This window comes from Acinetobacter sp. CIP 64.2, assembly GCF_000369645.1.
Classification (GTDB): Bacteria; Pseudomonadota; Gammaproteobacteria; order Pseudomonadales; family Moraxellaceae; genus Acinetobacter.
In genome coordinates this window covers 176797-194564 of the sequence record NZ_KB850120.1, presented here as the reverse complement: position 1 = coordinate 194564, position 17768 = coordinate 176797, and the positions used below count along the sequence as shown (strand labels likewise).

The 17768-nt window shown below is 42.2% G+C and carries 16 protein-coding genes, 1 tRNA gene and 1 pseudogene; 6 read left to right on the top strand and 12 right to left on the bottom strand.

Annotation, left to right across the window (positions count from 1 at the left end; translation table 11 throughout):
• Positions 1–55 precede the first annotated feature (55 nt).
• Positions 56–1312, bottom strand: a complete 1257-nt coding sequence (locus tag F895_RS17795) for a hypothetical protein (RefSeq protein ID WP_005238221.1) — start codon at positions 1310–1312, stop codon at positions 56–58.
• A gap of 317 nt (positions 1313–1629) precedes the next feature.
• On the opposite strand from F895_RS17795, the gene F895_RS17800 reads away from it, so the two are divergent.
• On the top strand, positions 1630–1956 hold the full coding sequence (locus tag F895_RS17800; protein ID WP_005238218.1) for a gamma-glutamylcyclotransferase family protein: 327 nt from the start codon (positions 1630–1632) through the stop codon (positions 1954–1956).
• A 100-nt stretch (positions 1957–2056) separates the two neighbouring features.
• Positions 2057–2132 (top strand) — tRNA-Thr (locus tag F895_RS17805).
• Positions 2133–2141: 9 nt separating this feature from the next.
• Here F895_RS17805 and F895_RS17810 read toward each other — a convergent pair.
• The 4 genes from F895_RS17810 to F895_RS17825 all read right to left on the bottom strand — a co-directional run bounded on the left by F895_RS17810 (position 2142) and on the right by F895_RS17825 (position 6000).
• Entirely contained in the window at positions 2142–2564 is a 423-nt protein-coding gene (locus F895_RS17810; protein WP_005238216.1) for a GFA family protein, read from the bottom strand.
• A gap of 7 nt (positions 2565–2571) precedes the next feature.
• Positions 2572–3399, bottom strand: coding sequence for an SAM-dependent methyltransferase (locus F895_RS17815; protein ID WP_005238214.1), 828 nt, complete (start codon positions 3397–3399; stop codon positions 2572–2574).
• Positions 3400–3401: 2 nt separating this feature from the next.
• Positions 3402–4700, bottom strand: a complete 1299-nt coding sequence (locus tag F895_RS17820; RefSeq protein ID WP_005238213.1) for an FAD-dependent oxidoreductase — start codon at positions 4698–4700, stop codon at positions 3402–3404.
• Between the two features lie 433 nt (positions 4701–5133).
• A complete protein-coding gene (locus tag F895_RS17825) occupies positions 5134–6000 on the bottom strand; it encodes a pirin family protein (RefSeq protein WP_005238211.1) in 867 nt (288 codons plus the stop codon).
• A 283-nt stretch (positions 6001–6283) separates the two neighbouring features.
• On the opposite strand from F895_RS17825, the gene ycaC reads away from it, so the two are divergent.
• Positions 6284–6910, top strand: a complete 627-nt coding sequence (gene ycaC / locus F895_RS17830) for an isochorismate family cysteine hydrolase YcaC (RefSeq protein ID WP_005238209.1) — start codon at positions 6284–6286, stop codon at positions 6908–6910.
• Positions 6911–6979: 69 nt separating this feature from the next.
• The gene (locus F895_RS17835; protein ID WP_026040211.1) at positions 6980–7906 is read left to right on the top strand and encodes a LysR substrate-binding domain-containing protein; all 927 of its coding nucleotides are present in this window, start codon (positions 6980–6982) and stop codon (positions 7904–7906) included.
• 10 nt (positions 7907–7916) lie between these two features.
• Here the strand turns inward: F895_RS17835 and F895_RS20190 are convergent.
• From F895_RS20190 to F895_RS17850, 4 genes and pseudogenes are all read right to left on the bottom strand, one after another.
• A pseudogene (locus tag F895_RS20190) lies at positions 7917–8033 on the bottom strand (LysR family transcriptional regulator); the annotation flags it as partial.
• Between the two features lie 138 nt (positions 8034–8171).
• Positions 8172–8768, bottom strand: a complete 597-nt coding sequence (gene ssb, locus F895_RS17840) for a single-stranded DNA-binding protein (RefSeq protein ID WP_005238205.1) — start codon at positions 8766–8768, stop codon at positions 8172–8174.
• A 51-nt stretch (positions 8769–8819) separates the two neighbouring features.
• The gene (locus tag F895_RS17845) at positions 8820–10181 is read right to left on the bottom strand and encodes an MFS transporter (RefSeq protein WP_005238204.1); all 1362 of its coding nucleotides are present in this window, start codon (positions 10179–10181) and stop codon (positions 8820–8822) included.
• Positions 10182–10337: 156 nt separating this feature from the next.
• Complete coding sequence (locus F895_RS17850; protein ID WP_005238203.1) at positions 10338–11420, bottom strand: DUF475 domain-containing protein; 1083 nt, start codon at positions 11418–11420, stop codon at positions 10338–10340.
• Positions 11421–11592: 172 nt separating this feature from the next.
• Here F895_RS17850 and tenA point away from each other — a divergent pair, with 172 nt between their 5' ends.
• Complete coding sequence (gene tenA, locus F895_RS17855) at positions 11593–12261, top strand: thiaminase II (protein WP_005238202.1); 669 nt, start codon at positions 11593–11595, stop codon at positions 12259–12261.
• Between the two features lie 63 nt (positions 12262–12324).
• On the opposite strand, the gene F895_RS17860 is transcribed toward tenA, so the two are convergent.
• The 3 genes from F895_RS17860 to F895_RS17870 all read right to left on the bottom strand — a co-directional run bounded on the left by F895_RS17860 (position 12325) and on the right by F895_RS17870 (position 14355).
• On the bottom strand, positions 12325–13059 hold the full coding sequence (locus F895_RS17860) for a hypothetical protein (RefSeq protein WP_005238201.1): 735 nt from the start codon (positions 13057–13059) through the stop codon (positions 12325–12327).
• A gap of 316 nt (positions 13060–13375) precedes the next feature.
• Positions 13376–13729, bottom strand: coding sequence for a DUF1304 domain-containing protein (locus F895_RS17865; protein WP_005238199.1), 354 nt, complete (start codon positions 13727–13729; stop codon positions 13376–13378).
• A gap of 53 nt (positions 13730–13782) precedes the next feature.
• Positions 13783–14355: a DUF2939 domain-containing protein gene (locus F895_RS17870; RefSeq protein ID WP_005238197.1), complete on the bottom strand. Its 573-nt coding sequence runs from the start codon at positions 14353–14355 to the stop codon at positions 13783–13785.
• 265 nt (positions 14356–14620) lie between these two features.
• On the opposite strand from F895_RS17870, the gene uvrA reads away from it, so the two are divergent.
• Positions 14621–17458: an excinuclease ABC subunit UvrA gene (gene uvrA, locus F895_RS17875; protein ID WP_005238196.1), complete on the top strand. Its 2838-nt coding sequence runs from the start codon at positions 14621–14623 to the stop codon at positions 17456–17458.
• Positions 17459–17768 lie beyond the last annotated feature (310 nt).

The window sequence follows — 17768 nt, the reverse complement described above, 5'->3', positions numbered from 1 at the left end:
ATTATTGCCTTATTCTTGATCAAAAAAAATTACCAGAATGATTTATCTGATTCAATTATGAACAGGTTTCGTTTTGTGTCATTGTAACTAAAAGTCTTCGATAACCTTGCACTACATAGCGACCCAACTGATATTTTTCTTGTATTTTTGAAATACTGAGTTGCTCCAAATCCTGTTGGTGTTGTTTTACCCAAGCCCTCTTTTGATCCTCAATGGTAATATTTAAAAATTTTCTTAAGACCATACGATTTTTAATAATATATTTTTCACTTCGTTTTAATCTTTTCGCAACTTCAGTCACGCTTAAATGCAAGTCCAATAGAATCTCCTGATTTTCTAAACGCCATGCTTGAACTCGATCCTTATGCTTTGCCAGACCTAAACGTTGTCTTAATTCATCTTTCTTCCGAAAAATCTGTTCAAGGCTCAAACCAAGCTTTTTGACTAAATCTTCATTACTTAACTCAGGATTAAGGAGATCTTCTTGATGTAGCGCAAACCAAGCCTCTTTTTGTACTTTCATTTTAGGGATATCTAGGATTTCTCTTAATTTTGCTTTTGCTCTTAAAATTTCTCCTGGCATTTTTTGGAATTGATCAGCTAAGACGGCAACCGTTTTTCCTGAGTTTAATAATTCCTCCTGATGATCCAATAACCATTGCCGCTTTTCTTGCTTATCATTTTGAAATTTTTCAGAAAAACTGAATTCATCTAGCTCTTGTTGAATACGGTTATAAAATTTTTTAGCGATGAATACACTGACATCAAATTTTTCTACGATTTCCTGAACAGTTAAGCCATTCAGCTGCTGTTTATTGGCTTGAAACCACTGTTCTTGAATCACCTCAGATTGCTTTTTTCTAAGTTTCTTCCGCACAGGAATATCGACAAGTTCAGCCAACCAGATTTTATGTTGATAAACTTGAGGTCGCGTTAATCCATACTTAGCTTTTAATGTCTCTAAACTGTCGTACAACAATTCATCTTGATGTGCCAGAATCCATGGATCATTTCGATAGATAAAATTTCTTTGAATACCCAATAACCGTCTGAATTTACCAACCATACTTAAAGAGAGTTCAAGTTGTTTCGCAACTTCAAAGACTTTGTATTCTTTTACCAGATCAGCCATTTCTGACGTTAAAATCACTGAAAAACTTGGACTAACGCCCTCATCTTTAGCGGTAAACCCGTAAGGCCAGCCACGATAGACCCTAATCCCAGTATGTGTTTTTCGCTCTTCGTAAGCATCCCAATACTCGCCCTCCCAATCCTTGATGGTTTTAATTTTAAAATGTTTATATTTTCCCATTATTTTAGTTCACTACTCACCATAAAATAGAAAGTCATATCCATTAGACTTTTTACTGAGCTTAATACTAGCGAATACTCATTTCAGAGATCAAGAATCGACCTAACATGGATATTAAACTGACCTATTTTATGCCTATGCTTTAAATCACAACATTCTGCGTATTATGATTAAAATAGAAGATAAAAAATTAAACATCTACATTCATATCAAAAGACAACAGTTCACCTAAAAAAGCAGAATTCTTTTTATTCTCACAGATATTCGCGCTTACCCTTTTTTGCTACGCTATTCCTTTCACTTCCCTACCTTTCACTATGCTCAATTTATTTGTTTACGGGACTCTAGGGCCCAACCGCCCCAATGCCCATATCATGGAAAATATTGGTGGTACATGGGCAGACGCACATGTATTTGGCACACTCAAACAACAAGGCTGGGGCGCTGAACTGGGCTTTCCAGGCATCGTGCTCGATCAAACAGATCAAAAGGTCTCTGGCTTTGTGTTTTTCTCAGATAACCTAGAACAACACTGGCAAGCACTGGATGAATTCGAAGGTGCAGGCTATCAACGTGTGCCTGTGAAAGCACACTTAAGCACGGGTGAAGTGATTGATTCCTTTGTTTATGCGCTCAACATATAAATCAGAATTGGCGAAAATTTGCTGATTCAATTAAATTTATCTGTTTGCTTATTTTTTCGCTTGTTTTTTTAATTAGATTCTGTAGAATTCTCGCCACGTTGCCGGCATAGCTCAGTTGGTAGAGCAACTGACTTGTAATCAGTAGGTCCACAGTTCGAATCCGTGTGCCGGCACCATTTCTCGCTTTACTCTCGTTTTTTCCCGATCATTTTTTCAAAATGCGAAATATTCGGATTTAATAAATCCCATTCATTTGCATGACTCACAAAACATTCTGCTTGCGGTTGATACAGATTTGGATCATCCAGTGTTCCTGCACGGATTGAAATCATTTCGGGCACTAGTTCGGGTAGGCCAAACATTTGCGATCCACAATTAGGGCAAAATGCACGGCGTATCGGCTTACCAGATAACCCCAAAGACTCAAAATACTTGAGTTCACCATTAATTTTTAGTTCAGAGTGATGAAAGAAAGCAATCGGCGCATAAGCACTACCCGTGGCTTTTTGGCAATCACGACAATGACAATTAAAACGATAACGTGGCGCAACCTGCGCCTGATAGCTCACTGCCCCACATAGACATGAACCTTTATATTCACTTGGCATCTTGTTCTCACTTTTTTACTGCACTGATTTGAATATAACGTACGAATCCATCTTGGTAGAGTTTTCGGCACAACTTGGCAGTCATGTTTATTTTGAGTTGGGCCAAATCAAAGGCGGTTTTTTTAGATTTTCGTGTTTCGATATATTCCGCAAAACCATTCAATACAGGTTCGGAAAAATCCTGAATTTGAATTTCACCAAAACCATGTTGCGCTAAAGTCTGCGCAAGCTGCTGCCGATCCATCAGATACTGCCAATTCACATCCGCACTTTTTAATAGATAGCGATATTTTTGTTTTTGTAGAGCAGAACAGTGTAGCCAATTATCTGACCACATCAGGGTGTGAAACGCGATCCGACCTTTTGAATTCAAAACTACGGATGTCGAATCAAGAAATGAATTCAAATCACTGTGATAAGCCGCATCTATACACAGCACCAGATCAAATGAATTCAAAAGTCCGAGTGTTTTTAAATTCAAAAAAGATCCACAATGAATTTGCACTTGCGGTAATTGTTTTTGAATTCGTTTTACGCATTCGGGCTGTAACTCAACAGCACTGAGTTGTTGAATGTGATAATGCTGAAGCCAGTGCAACAGACTGGCGCCTTGTCCACAGCCGAGATCTAAAACACGATCTGTGGATTTCAGTTGAATCGATTGCGCAATTTGATCGGCCAGACTTCGACAGGCCTGTGGGTAACTCTCATGTTGGCCTTGCCAAAAGCCTAAATTACTCCAAGCAAGCAGCGCATCATCACCAAGCCGTTTGGCATCAATCGCATATTTGTGCCCAATGACTTTTTCGATCAGCGCTTGCTTGAAGGAACTCATACTTAATAACCGAGTTCAGGCGCTACTTTGACTTTTGGTTTTAATCCAACAAAAGGTATGGCTGCACCTAGGATTTCAGAAATATGCATGGCCGAGGTCACAGCAGATTCTAAAATTGGCAAGCCATCGCATGACCATGAACCGCAATAAAATACTTTACGGTTTAAATCCAGATGACGCTGCTGAATTTGTTTATTCAAGGCCACGGTTTCCGAATCGACCACTGCACGGGTGAGTTTAACTTTGGAAATCACTTTCTTTGGATCGATATCAATCACCGGACACCAGGTTTGGAACACGGCATTTTTACCGACCAAACTCGGCTCAATCGCATTAATCCACACGGTAAATTGCTGGCGAGTAAATTTACGATCCATCATATAGCTCAATACCGCCCAATCTTTGCGGCGTTGCGGCATCACAATCGGATCGGTATGAATAACTAAATCGCCTTGTTCGAAACGGAACTTTTTCAATAAGGCAATATCTTCAGCAAATTGTGGTTGTTTCAGAAAATCTTCAATCACTGGGGTTGGCGTGGCAATCACTACACGGTCAAATAACTGGCTTTCGCCTTGTGCATTTTCCACCAACACTTTTTCACCCCGTTCTTCGACTTTTTGAACAGCTGAACCACTATGAATGTCGATACCTTCAATCAAGCGATTGACCAACGCAGGCGTTCCACCTTTCATCCGTAATAAGGCTTCACCTTCTGTCAACTGTCGGATAAATTCCAGTAAAGGTTTCGCAGGCCATTCACCAATGGTTTTGGGATGGCAAGTACAAATGGTATACAGCACTGGCATCACGGTACCATGCCAGAACACTTCCTCAATATGATACTGATTCATGAACTCGGCCAAGGTAATGTCTTGATTGTCTGATTTAAAAAATTGATGTACCGCGGTTTTCAGTTGCAGCATACCTTTGACCAGACGCCAGCCATATTGCTGAATCCCTTTACGGTTATTGATAATCGGGAAATTGCCGATACGACTGCGTGAGGTGGTCAGCCATGTATCGGTTTTATCATCAAATAACCAACTGCAAGCCATAAAGGTACGGACAGGAAAAGTTTCGATGCCTAAATAGCTGGCTAAACTTAGGGTATTCTGCCAAAGTTTTGGATTCATGACCCTTAACGGTGCATCAATAATGCCACCATCAAAATCAATACTATGACTATCCATGCCTCGGCCTGCGAGTGCTTCGAATATGGTTACTTTATGCCCGGCATCATGTAGGATTCTGGCTGAGGCAAGTCCTGCCATTCCACTGCCAATAATTGCAATATCCAAAATTATGTCCCATCAGTTGATGATTTTTCTTGATTATGACTGATACTTCCGCGAAATACGGTATTAAAAAATACCAGATTCAAGCCTTCTGCCAGACTTTTGTCGTAATATCGTTGTTACTTTCTTGTTACATTTTATCACAATTTGAATTTTAAACGTAACATAATGAAAAAAATGGACTTATTACATTTTAGGCCAAAAAAACATACAGAACATTCTATATTTTACCATTTTCTGTACTTTATTCGCTTTGCAAGGTGCTAAATCAGTGCTATGTTTATTGCATAACAACGAGAACAAAGTCACATAACAAGCTGAATAATTATAAGTGACATAATATTAAAAAAATCAATAGAGGACCCTTACAGCTAAAGCCTATCACTCCAAAGGAGTGATAGGCTTTCTTATATAGACTGCTGATTTAATTCGATACTTAAGCATGCATCGAACCAAATTTACCGCTATTGAAATCACGAACTGCCTCGACGATTTCAGCTTTGCTGTTCATGACAAACGGCCCATAACCTTCAATCGGCTCATTCAACGGTTGACCCGTCAAAATCAGGAATTTGCTGTCTTGCTCAGCCTGAATACTAAAGTCAATTTCCTCTCGGCTAAGGACCACCAAACTTGGTGCTTCTATGCTTTGGTGATCATTTAAGATGACCTGACCAGAGAGTAATACCAACAACGTGGTCTGCCCTTCAGGTACATAAAACGTATGCGCTTGACCTTGAACAATTTTGCCATCCCAGACATTGACTGGACTAAAGGTGGTTGCTGCACCTGCAGTGTCTTGGTATTGACCTGCAATGACCCGCATTTCGCTACCGGCATCATCCAGTGCAATATGCTGAATTTGATTCGCTTCAATGGCTTGGTATTTTGCTGGCGTCATTTTTGAATGCGCGGGCAAATTAACCCAAAGCTGTACCATTTCAAACAAACCACCGTGATGGGCAAATTCAGGAGAATGGAATTCCTGATGCAGGATTCCACCACCTGCAGTCATCCATTGCACATCACCCGCTTTAATGGTTCCACCACCGCCACTCGAGTCTTTATGGGTGACTTCACCCTGATAGGCAATGGTCACTGTTTCAAAACCACGATGCGGATGTGAACCCACGCCATGCTGTGCTGTGGTTGGGTCAAAACGGTATGGTGCCGCATAGTCCAACAATAAAAAAGGACTAATGCTTTGGCCTAAACGGTCATAGGAAAACAAGTTATAGACTGGGAACCCATCACCTACCCAGTGCATGTGCTTGTTTTGATACACACCAAGAATTTTTTTCATTTGGTTTCTCCCTGAGGGTAGAAGTTCTGTTCTTGATGCTTATTTTACCCCTCCGTTCTCAATGCTTATAGCACCAGTTTGGCAACACATTATTCTACAGATAGGACAATCTCATCTTAAAAATAAAATTAATAGCAAGATATCAACAATCATCCTATTTTTGACATTGTTTATCTCATTTTTCAGACTTCATCCCACACTAAAATTTAATTAGCATCCTTTCAGGCAAGAGGAAAAATCTCGATCTTTTAAACTTCTTTCACAAAAACATGAGGATAAAATTATGGCTAACAACTACGCTCGCCTAGACAAAGACAATGCTGCGGTGCTTTTAGTCGACCATCAAACAGGTCTACTTTCCTTGGTTCGGGATATTGATCCAGACAAATTTAAAAATAATGTTTTGGCGTTGGCAAATGCCGCAAAGTATTTCAATTTACCCACGATTCTGACCACCAGTTTTGAAAATGGCCCGAATGGCCCACTGGTACCTGAACTGAAAGAGATGTTTCCCGATGCTCCTTATATTGCCCGTCCCGGTCAAATCAATGCTTGGGACAATGAAGACTTTGTCAAAGCCATCAAAGCCACAGGCAAAAAGCAATTGATTATTGCGGGTGTGGTTACAGAAGTCTGTGTGGCTTTTCCTGCCTTATCTGCCTTGGCAGAGGACTTCGAGGTGTTTGTGATTACGGATGCTTCTGGAACGTTTAATGCCTTAACCCGTGATGCAGCATGGGATCGGATGTCACAAGCCGGCGCACAACTAATGACCTGGTTTGGGATGGCTTGTGAATTGCATCGTGACTGGCGTAATGACATTGAAGGTTTAGGTACTTTATTCTCGAATCACATTCCTGATTATCGCAACCTGATGAACAGTTACGCACAAAATACCACGCAAAAATAAATGCGCATATTAAGATTAGGATTGTTAATGCTATCCTAATCTTTTCATCTTTATCGGATTCGATTGGCCTTGATCAACTCATTTGATGACTTTCATTATTTTTACTTGGTGGTGAAACATGGCGGATTCAGTGCCGCCAGCGAAGCTGAAAATATCAGTAAATCCAAACTCAGCCGCCGTATCATTGAGCTAGAACATAAATTCAATGTCAGCCTGATCCAGCGTACCACCCGTCATTTTAAAGTCACGGATTTGGGCCAAGAATTTTATGAAGAGTGCTGTAAAGTGATTGCACAGGTCGAATGTGCCGAAAATATCTTGCTCAAACAAAAAAATGAACCACAAGGTGTGGTTAAAATCAGTTGCCCGCCCTTGATGATGCATTTCCAGATTCGGAAATTACTCAATCAATTTTTAAAAGCCTACCCCAAAGTTGAAATTTCCTTAGAGCTCACCAGTCGACGGGTCGATGTACTGCATGATGATATTGATATCGCCATCCGCACCAGTTTTGAACCCAATCAGGATTCCAGCTTAATTGTGCGCGATGTGATTCGCACCGAGCACTGTCTAGTCGCTGCGCCCGAATTATTAGAAGGCAGAAGCATTCGCCATTATTCAGAGCTACAGCACTACCCAAGCGTCGCCTTGGGTATTCAGAAACATCAATATTATTGGCATTTATGTCATATCCACAGTGATGAAACTGTCGATGTGCCTTATCAACCGCGGGTCAAAAGCAATGATTTGGCTGGAGTCTATTATGCGGTCCATGATGGACTTGGCATTGCCGATCTCCCCTATCTGACAGTACAAAGTGATATTGAAAAAGGCAAACTGATTCACCTCTTACCTGAATGGAAATCCAATCGGGGTACCGTGCAATTGGTCTATGCCTCACGCAAAGGCCAACGCTTGGTGGTGGAGAAACTGATAGAGACCCTCATGGCGGGCCTGAGGGAATTGGCAAAAACTGACAGTGGCTATTCCTTATAGCCCCGTTTTTTTAATAGAGTACCGAATTCTGTTGCTTCAGCTCAGCAAATTTCTTGACCAAAAAATCGATCAATAATTTCATCGACGCTAATAAGCCTCGTCTAGAAGTGTAGACCAAGTGGATCAGTTATAGATCAAAGCGATAGTTAAGTCCAAAAAATAGTGACTCACCACGAGGCGTTGAGCTCAATTCGATAACAAACGAGTCCGACAAAAAAGGCATAAAACTGAGTTTTATGCCTTTTTTCATGCTGGGCGCAAAAGTTTAGAACGGTAAGTCGTCATCTAAATCCGCAGGTGCCGCTGCAGCCGGTTGCGGTGCTGCTTTTGGTGAATTAAAACCATTGCCCGCTTGTGGACTGCCTGCATAATTACCTTGCTGGTTGCCGCCATTAAAGCCACCAGTTTGACCATAACCACCTTGATTGTTGTTATTGTTATAGCCCGTATTTTGGTAACCACCACCTTGGTTATTATTGTTGTTAAAACGAGGTTGATTAAAGTCACCACCGCTCTGCTCACCTTGTTGACGGCTATCGAGCATTTGCATTTGATCACCACGGATTTCCGTGCTGTAACGCTCTTGACCATTTTGGTCTGTCCATTGACGGGTACGCAATGAACCTTCGATATACACTTTCGAACCTTTACGCAGATACTGCTGTGCAATTTCACCTAAACGGTTGTGCAACACGATACGGTGCCATTCTGTTTGCTCTTTACGCTCACCCGTACTTTTATCCATCCACGATTCACTGGTTGCAATCGAGAATTGAGTCAATGATCCACCATTTGGAAAGGTTTTCGTTTCTGGATCCTTACCTAAAGTACCGACTAAAATAACTTTATTCACACCACGCATTAGCTGTCTTCATCCTATATATTTCTATGTTTTACTTTATAAGAGTTATGATTAAATGGCTACCTCTTTGCCAATCAAGTGCGTTAAATCTTGTCGCCCAGTATCATCAATGCTCTGTTTATCGACTTTAATATACGCAACTTGCTGTTCAGGCATCACCACGACTTCTTCAATACCACGAATTGCCAACAGTTTTGAAGTCCATTCATCTGTTTGTATTGCCTGAGGTAAAGGCAACACGATGGAAGATAAATATCTTGGCTGAGCCAGACCAAAACTAATCAGCAGCCATATTATAGCAATCCCCGTCAGTACACTCCACCCAAGCGCAGTATTCTGTAACATCAAAAGCTGTCCACCTAAAGTACCACCAAAGAAAGCCCCTAAAAACTGGCTACTGGCATTGACGCCCATTGCCGTGGCTTTAGATTGAATCGGTGCGGCTTTAGACAGCCATGAAGGCAATAATGCCTCCATCACATTAAAAGCAATAAAGAATAAACCCAGGCCTGCCAGCAATACATATTTAGACTCATAGCCAAAAATCAGAATCAGCAACCCGCCAATAATCCCCGCAATTGCAGTGAGAAAAATGCCGCGCATTTTACGATATTTTTCCGCAATGATAATGCTGGGAAAAGCAAAAAACAGACTGATCACCAACAGCGGTAAATAGACTAAACCATGCTTGGCCAATGGAATTTGCGCATACTCAATCAACTGCGAGGGTACATAGATAAACATTGCCGTGAGGAGTAAATGCAAAGCAAATACCGACACATGCAGTCGGTTCAACTCACCCATCTGAATCACTTGTTTGAGTTGGGTCAAATAACCTTGCTGATAATTGCGGTGATGTCGCGTGACTTTTGGCACCAGAAGCAACATCAAAATCGCAGCCAAGCCCATAATGGTGGTGACAAAGAATAAGCCAGAAATACCGACCAGACTGGTGAGCCAAGGTCCCAAACTAAAAGCGACAACGAAGGATAAACCGATACTCATGCCCATCGCCGCCATGGCTTTGGTACGCTGTTCTTCACGAGTGACATCGGCCAGTAATGCCATCACCACAGCAGAGACCGCGCCTGCACCGGCAATGGCACGCCCAATAATCACGCCATAAATGGTATCGGATAAGCCTGCGATTGCACCGCCGATTGCAAACAATAATAACCCCAGGACGACCAAAGGCTTACGGCTAAAACGATCGGCCAACAAACTAAAGGGGATCTGTAAAATCGCCTGAGTTAAACCATAGACTCCAACCGCGAGACCAATCAAGGCGGGTGTAGCATATTGGTAAGATTGTCCTGCAACTGAAAACACAGGAATAATCATGAACAGGCCCAACATGCGTAAGGCAAAAATGCTACTTAAGGCAAAGGTTGAACGACGTTCTAAAGCATTCATTGTTGATAAGACACTATAACTGGCTCAGCGAATTATAAGCCATTCGCCTACAAAGGTTGTAAGAGATTATGAAAAACACAATCTTTCTGCAGAGAAAAAATAAAGGAGCGACTATCGCTCCTGTATTTAAAATAGCTAACCAAGCTGAAAGCAAGCTTAAGAGGCTTGCTGTTCCCGCTTGCTATATTGAATCGAGGCAATTACCGCCCAGACAATAAAGGCCACACCGATTAAGCCGGTCACCACTTCAGGTACATGCAGCCCCGTACCGCTGGCGATCATAATAAATGCCAAGGCACCAATTGCATAATGTGCACCATGCTCTAGGAAAATATAGGCATCCAGCGTACCTTTCTCTACCAGATAAATGGTCATTGAACGGACAAAAATCGCACCAATCGCCAAGCCAAGCATGATGATCACCACATCGCTGGTAATCGCAAAGGCACCAATCACCCCATCAAAACTGAACGATGCATCTAATACTTCAAGGTAAAGGAAGCCGCCAAAACCTGCTTTTACGACGCCAGAAGCGGCACCATTTGAGTCATGCGTCACCGCATTGCCATCTTCATCAATCTCAGGCTCTCCTCCCAGTAAATGACTCAAAACCTGCACCCCGATATACACCACAATGCCCCAAATCCCCGCCATGGTCACCGCTAGGCGAGCAGATTCATCTACATTAGCCGCCATGATAAGCATTGCAATCAAGGCGAGGAAAACCGACATCGCGGGCACACTGGCCAAATGTGCCAGTTTTGCTTCTAGCCATCTAAACCAGTGGGTTTCTTTACCATCATCAAAGAAGAAATTCAGGAATACCAGCAACAGGAAGGTTCCACCAAATGCTGCAATTTCAGCATGATGTGCCATTAAGCGTTCAGAATAGGTCTTCGGATCATTGAGAGCCAATTTTGCTACTTCAATCATGCCCATGTCAGCGGTCACCGCAACAATCACCACAGGGAAGATTAAGCGCATCCCAAATACAGCAACCAGAATCCCAACGGTTAAGAAAATCATTTTCCAGAAATGATCCCAACCACGAAGTACAGATGCATTGACCACGGCATTATCAAAAGATAAAGAAACTTCCATCACTGCCAGAATTGCTGTAATGGTCAATGCTTTCAGCATTGTCGTAACCCCTGCTTCAGGGCCATGCGTATAGCCCCAGTAAGCAGACAATGCCAAACACACTACCGTAAAGAAAATTGAAAAACGAAAATGCTTCATGAGCAGCCTTTTATTCAAATCGTTGAGTTATAAAAATATGTCTATTGTAGGCGAGTTTTCAGTAAAAGTTAGAAAAGATTGTTGCTCTTGTTTTGAAGAAAAAAATATCCGAATCAGACTCTGTTATAGTTCAGCAAGATTTATTTTTTCGTATTTTAACAGGTTCAAATCGATGACGTTTTCTCAAGATGTTTGGCAACGCAATCAAGACTTATACCAAAAAATACTAGCGCTGCCGTTTAATCAGGAACTGGCCGCAGGTACATTAGATCGCGATGTCTTTTGTCATTATGTGATTCAGGATGCCCATTATTTATTGGCGTACGGTCGTGCGCTTGCGGTTGCTGCAGCAAAAGCCTATGCAGCAGATGACGTGATCCAATTTTCTGAAGCGGCTAAAATTGCCATTATTGTAGAACGCAGTTTACACAATGACTTCATGCAGGAATTTGATGTCAGCAAAATCGAGTTTGAAAACACTCCACTGACGCTGGCGTGTCATCATTACACCTCTTTCCTGACGGCAACCGCATGGTCAGAAAGCTATCCGGTGATTTTAGCAGCCTTATTGCCCTGCTTCTGGATTTATGCAGAAGTGGGGAAAGATATCGTCAGCCAGTCGGTTGCCAACAACCCTTATCAGGCATGGATCGATACCTACGCAGGTGAAGAATTTAATAGGGCAGTGCGTAATGTAATTGCAACCGTGGATAAAGTCGCGGCCCGTTGTGATGAAGACACCTTAGCCAAAATGCATGCGGCCTATACCATGGGGGCAAAACTGGAATGGTTGTTCTGGGACAGCGCTTATCAGCAACGTCAATGGTTAGGTTTGGATTAGTTTAATGCGACGACCTCGAATAGAAGGAAGGTTGGGGCTTCCTTCTATGTCAAGCAATACCATCTAATTTCTGCGCCATTTTCCCCAGTTCAGAAAAATGGTAGCAGCCAGAATGGTCAGAAAAATCAGAAATTTAGTTTCAAACTGAGCAAAGCGAAATTCATGACTACGGCTGGTGTTGCGAAAAGATTGCTCAACCTGTTCCACGTCTGCTTTTTGATGAATATCCAACGCTAATAATTGTGGTGTTTTATCAGCCTCACCAACAACCAAATAAGCCGCTTTAATATCAAAGTCTTGACTATTGATCACCCCAAAACTAAGTTTTGCAGGCTTCTGCAAATTATATTCTGGAATCCAATCGATAATCTGTCCATACACACGAACATTTTCTGTTGTGCTTATCGTAGGATCTAGTACCTTTTGACCTGTTTGATCTTCAATTTCTTCAACTAAATCATCAAATGCTTTAAGAGAATAATTTTGCCGTATCGGTAAATGATTGGCAACCAAGCTAATAACATCCGTTGAATTGCTTGGATGTGCCTTATTGATGATGCCCTCGCCTTTAACCGCAAAATCAGCTTGAGTGGTCATTGCACCAGACTTAGGTACTCCGATCAAATAAAAAGCCGTCCATAGTTGTGAACTTGGTGCTAGATTTTTCAGCTCGACTTGATAAAACTCATCATGATTTAAATTAAATACTTGATCAAATCCAATAATTTTTGTTTCCTGTGCCAGTACCCCAAAGCTTAAGCACACGCCCCATCCAAATAATATGATTTTTCTTAGCATTATTATTGCTCAATGTCTGCATGCGATTTATTTTAATCCAGAAAAAATTAAAATATAAATAAATATTTGATTTTATTGTATTTGAATGACAAAAAACGGCAGCTTTTTGCATTTCTGTATCACTAGTTCCCAATAATTCCCGATCAAAATACGCCTCTTGCTATACAGGAAATAGTGTGTGTTTTCACAGGTATAAAAAAGCCCCAATAAAGGGGCTTAGTCGTATATCGTATCGTCCGATATACTGCATGAGGCTCATCTCAAACTAGGCGCATTAAAGCATAAATCAGATCAAATGCCTACTTTTATTGCTGGGTTAAAAAACATTCACCACAATTAAAGCCACCAAGGCAGGGATTGCCTGAATATAAATAATCTTTTTGCTTGCTGTCAGTCCGCCGTATATACCCGCGATCAGCACACAGCCTAAAAAGAAATTGGCAATTGCCGTGGCATAGTTTGCAGGCGCCAGTAATGCCCAGAATAGTCCAGCAGCCAGAAAGCCATTATACAACCCCTGATTTTGTGCCAGAACCTTGGTGAGCTGTGCTTTTTCCAGACTATTGCCAAAGGCTTTTAAACCATAGGGCTTATCCCACAACAACATTTCCAGCACCAAAATATAAACGTGTAAAACCCCAAGCAATGCAATCAGTATCTTTCCTAACATTTTTTTATTTTCCCTATCTGTTCGCTTGTGCGTTATTTCAATCTATCACCAATCTATTGCAATTGCTGCATAGGCAATTGGATTTGTGTGACTTTCCAGCTCAACCCCTGTCTTTGCATGATTACATTCATCTTCGAGCGCTGTTCAGCCTGTTGAATTTCCACCACAAACTGATTCAAGGACTGATAGTGACTCCGATAGTTAACCTGTTCTTGTGGTGACTGTTTCTGGGTTTCAGCCTGCACAGGTTGCGGTTCAGAGTATGCCGAGTAAGGCAAACCTTCTTTTAACTTTTTGCCTTGCAACAACATCGAAACCCCTTGTGGGCTCACCATCATATCGACCATTTTATCCACCATGGATGAAGCCAACAACGTACCTAGTGCAGCAAACCCCCCTTCACGGCCTTGCTCATCTTCTGGGAATTTTTTTAATAAGGCTGCATTGAATTGATCTTTAAGACCCTGGCGTACACTTGGAAAGTCTACATAATGGGCTAAAGCGGTCGTGTCCTCATTTTTCAACGCTTGACGGATTTGAAAAATCGTCAAATAAGGCGATGCATAAACATAAGCCACAACCAGCAAAAGCAGCGCAACTATGGAGATTTTCAGTTTTTTTGACATGTAGCCCTCAATTTTAGCCCTTTATTTTTTAATCAATGCTTGGAACAGTTCACAGATAAACTGTGATTTCACATGAAAATTTATGTTAAAAACAGTGTTGAAATCATTAATCCGACACAATCTGACGTTTAAAATCGTTTTGTTACAGCTTGAACAATTTTAAATCGTTATTATATAGAAGGTCTGGAGAAACTTCTCGGCAACACGCTGGATAGAAGCATCAACAGACCTTAATTTTTCATATTCAGCTTATTGAGATGTATTTATGAGTCAAAGTCATATCCGTATTCGAGGCGCACGTACCCATAATTTAAAAAATGTGTCACTCGATATTCCACGTGACAAGTTTGTGGTGATTACGGGACTTTCTGGCTCAGGTAAATCCTCCTTGGCCTTTGATACCTTATATGCCGAAGGTCAACGCCGTTATGTTGAATCGCTTTCGGCTTATGCGCGTCAATTCCTGTCACAAATGGAAAAACCGGAAGTCGATTCGATTGAAGGTTTATCTCCTGCAATTGCGATTGAACAAAAATCAACCAGCCACAACCCTCGCTCGACCGTGGGTACCATTACCGAAATTTATGACTATTTGCGTTTGCTCTATGCACGCGTGGGTACGCCATACTGCCCAGAACATGACCTCCCTATGGTGGCGCAAACCATTTCGGAAATGGTCGATGCAGTAAAAAGTCTTGAAGAAGGTACTGCACTGATGTTGCTCGCCCCTGTGGTACGTGAGCGTAAAGGTGAATACACCCAACTGTTTGAACAGCTCCAAGGTCAGGGCTTTGTGCGTGCCCGTGTCGATGGTGAAATCATTGATATCGATACCCCACCAGAACTGGATAAAAAGAAAAAACATACCATTGAAGTGGTGGTCGATCGTTTTAAAGTGCGTGATGATCTGGGGAACCGTATTGCAGAATCCTTTGAAACCGCATTACGTCTAGGCGGCGATATTGCAGTGTTATCGTGGATGAATGGTGAACATCCTGAACGTGTGTTTTCAGCTAAACACTCTTGCCCAGAATGTGATCGCGCCGTAGCTGAACTCGAACCACGCCTGTTCTCCTTCAACAACCCATTTGGAGCCTGCCCTGTCTGTGATGGTTTGGGAACCCGTAGTCATTTCAGTGCGGACAAACTCATTCCAAATCCAGAGGTTTCGATCAGCCAAGGGGCAATTCGGGGGTGGGACAGACAACGTCCGTATTACTATACCATGCTGCAAAAAGTGGCTGATCATTTCAGCATTGACCTCGATCAACCATGGAATCAGCTGGATAAAGACACGCAAAAGAAATTCTTACAAGGTACAGGCAAAGAGAAAATCGACCTCAGTTATATTGATGAACGTGGTCGTAAACACAGTCGGGTACAGGCATTTGAAGGAATTTTGCCGCATCTGGAACGTCGCTATCGTGAAACCGAATCGAATTATGTACGTGATGATTTGGCACAATATCTGTCGAATGCAGCCTGCGATGCCTGTGGTGGTTCACGTCTGAATGAAATTTCACGTCATGTTCGGGTCAAAGACAAGACCATTGCCCAAATTACCAAGATGTCGATAGGCGATGCTGAAAACTATTATCAAGACCTGAACCTAGAAGGGGCTAAAGGTGAAATTGCCGATAAAATCTTTAAAGAGATTCGTGAACGCTTACACTTTCTGGTCAGCGTTGGCCTAAATTATCTTAGCTTGGCACGTTCAGCGGAAACTCTTTCGGGGGGGGAAGCACAACGTATTCGTCTGGCATCACAGATCGGTGCAGGTCTCATGGGTGTGATGTATGTGTTGGATGAGCCGTCGATAGGTCTGCATCAACGTGATAATGACCGCTTGCTACAAACCCTGATTCGTTTACGTGATTTGGGTAATACCGTGCTGGTGGTTGAGCATGATGAAGATGCGATTCGTGCCGCTGACCATATTATTGATATCGGCCCCGGTGCAGGAATTCATGGTGGTGCGGTGATTGCTGAAGGTACCTACGATGAGTTGGCCAATCATGCCGACTCACTGACAGGTCAATATCTGTCAGGTAAGCTGAAAATTGAAGTACCGAAACAACGCACCCTGTCCCCTCGTCCAGATGAAGTGATCAAACTGTCTGGCGCCAGCGGGCATAACTTGCAGAATGTGGATTTGACCATCCCATTGGGCATCATGACCTGTGTCACAGGGGTTTCAGGTTCAGGTAAATCAACGCTGATTAACCGTACTTTATTACCTTTGGCTGCGACTCAACTGAATGGTGCGACGACCCTGACTGCGGAAAAGTTTGATTCAATTGATGGCTTACAGCATTTGGATAAAGTGGTTGATATTGACCAAAGCCCAATTGGACGTACCCCTCGTTCCAACCCTGCAACCTATACGGGTTTATTCACCCCGATTCGTGAGTTATTCGCGCAAACCCCAGAAGCCAAAGCGCGTGGATATAGTGCGGGCCGTTTCTCGTTTAACGTGAAAGGTGGCCGCTGTGAAGCCTGTGAAGGCGATGGCATGATTAAAGTGGCAATGCACTTCCTGCCAGATATGTATGTGCCTTGTGATGCCTGTCATGGCAAGCGTTATAACCGTGAAACCTTGGAAGTCGGCTATAAAGGCAAAAACATTTCTGATGTATTAGAAATGACCGTGGAAGATGCAGCGGAGTTCTTTAATGCGATTCCGGTGATTCATCGTCGTTTAGATACCTTGACCCAAGTGGGTCTGGGTTATATCCGTTTGGGTCAAGCGGCAACCACCCTTTCTGGTGGTGAAGCGCAACGGGTCAAACTGGCACGCGAGTTGGCCAAACGCGATACAGGCCGCACCTTATATATCTTGGATGAACCGACCACAGGTCTGCATTTCCATGACATTGCCAAGTTACTCGACATCCTGTATGAGCTACGCAATAAGGGCAATACCATTGTAGTGATTGAGCATAATCTGGATGTGATCAAGACTGCTGATTGGGTGATTGATCTAGGTCCTGAAGGCGGTTCTGGTGGTGGTCAAATCATTGCCGAAGGGACACCAGAGCAAATTGCTGAGGTTGCAATTTCACATACTGGTCGATTCTTGAAACCGATGTTGAAAGCAGTTTAATACTATGCCAATACGAGGGTAAATTTAAGCTGGCTTCATCTCTCTAGCTTGGATTTACCCCGTCTTTGAAGACAGGCACTTTTCACTGTTCTAATCTATTTAACAGTGAAAATGTCGATAAAAGTTCCACATACAGTTTCTCTATTTTACAATCTATAAAACTTAAAATAATTATAGGCAATTTAATCCTGCATAGAAAAATACGGTCTCTTTCTCAGCTATACCATGTTTACAACTTAAAGGAATATCGATCAACGATGGAACTACTAAACGGATAAATTAAACAGAAATAAAGAAGAACTTGAAGTGA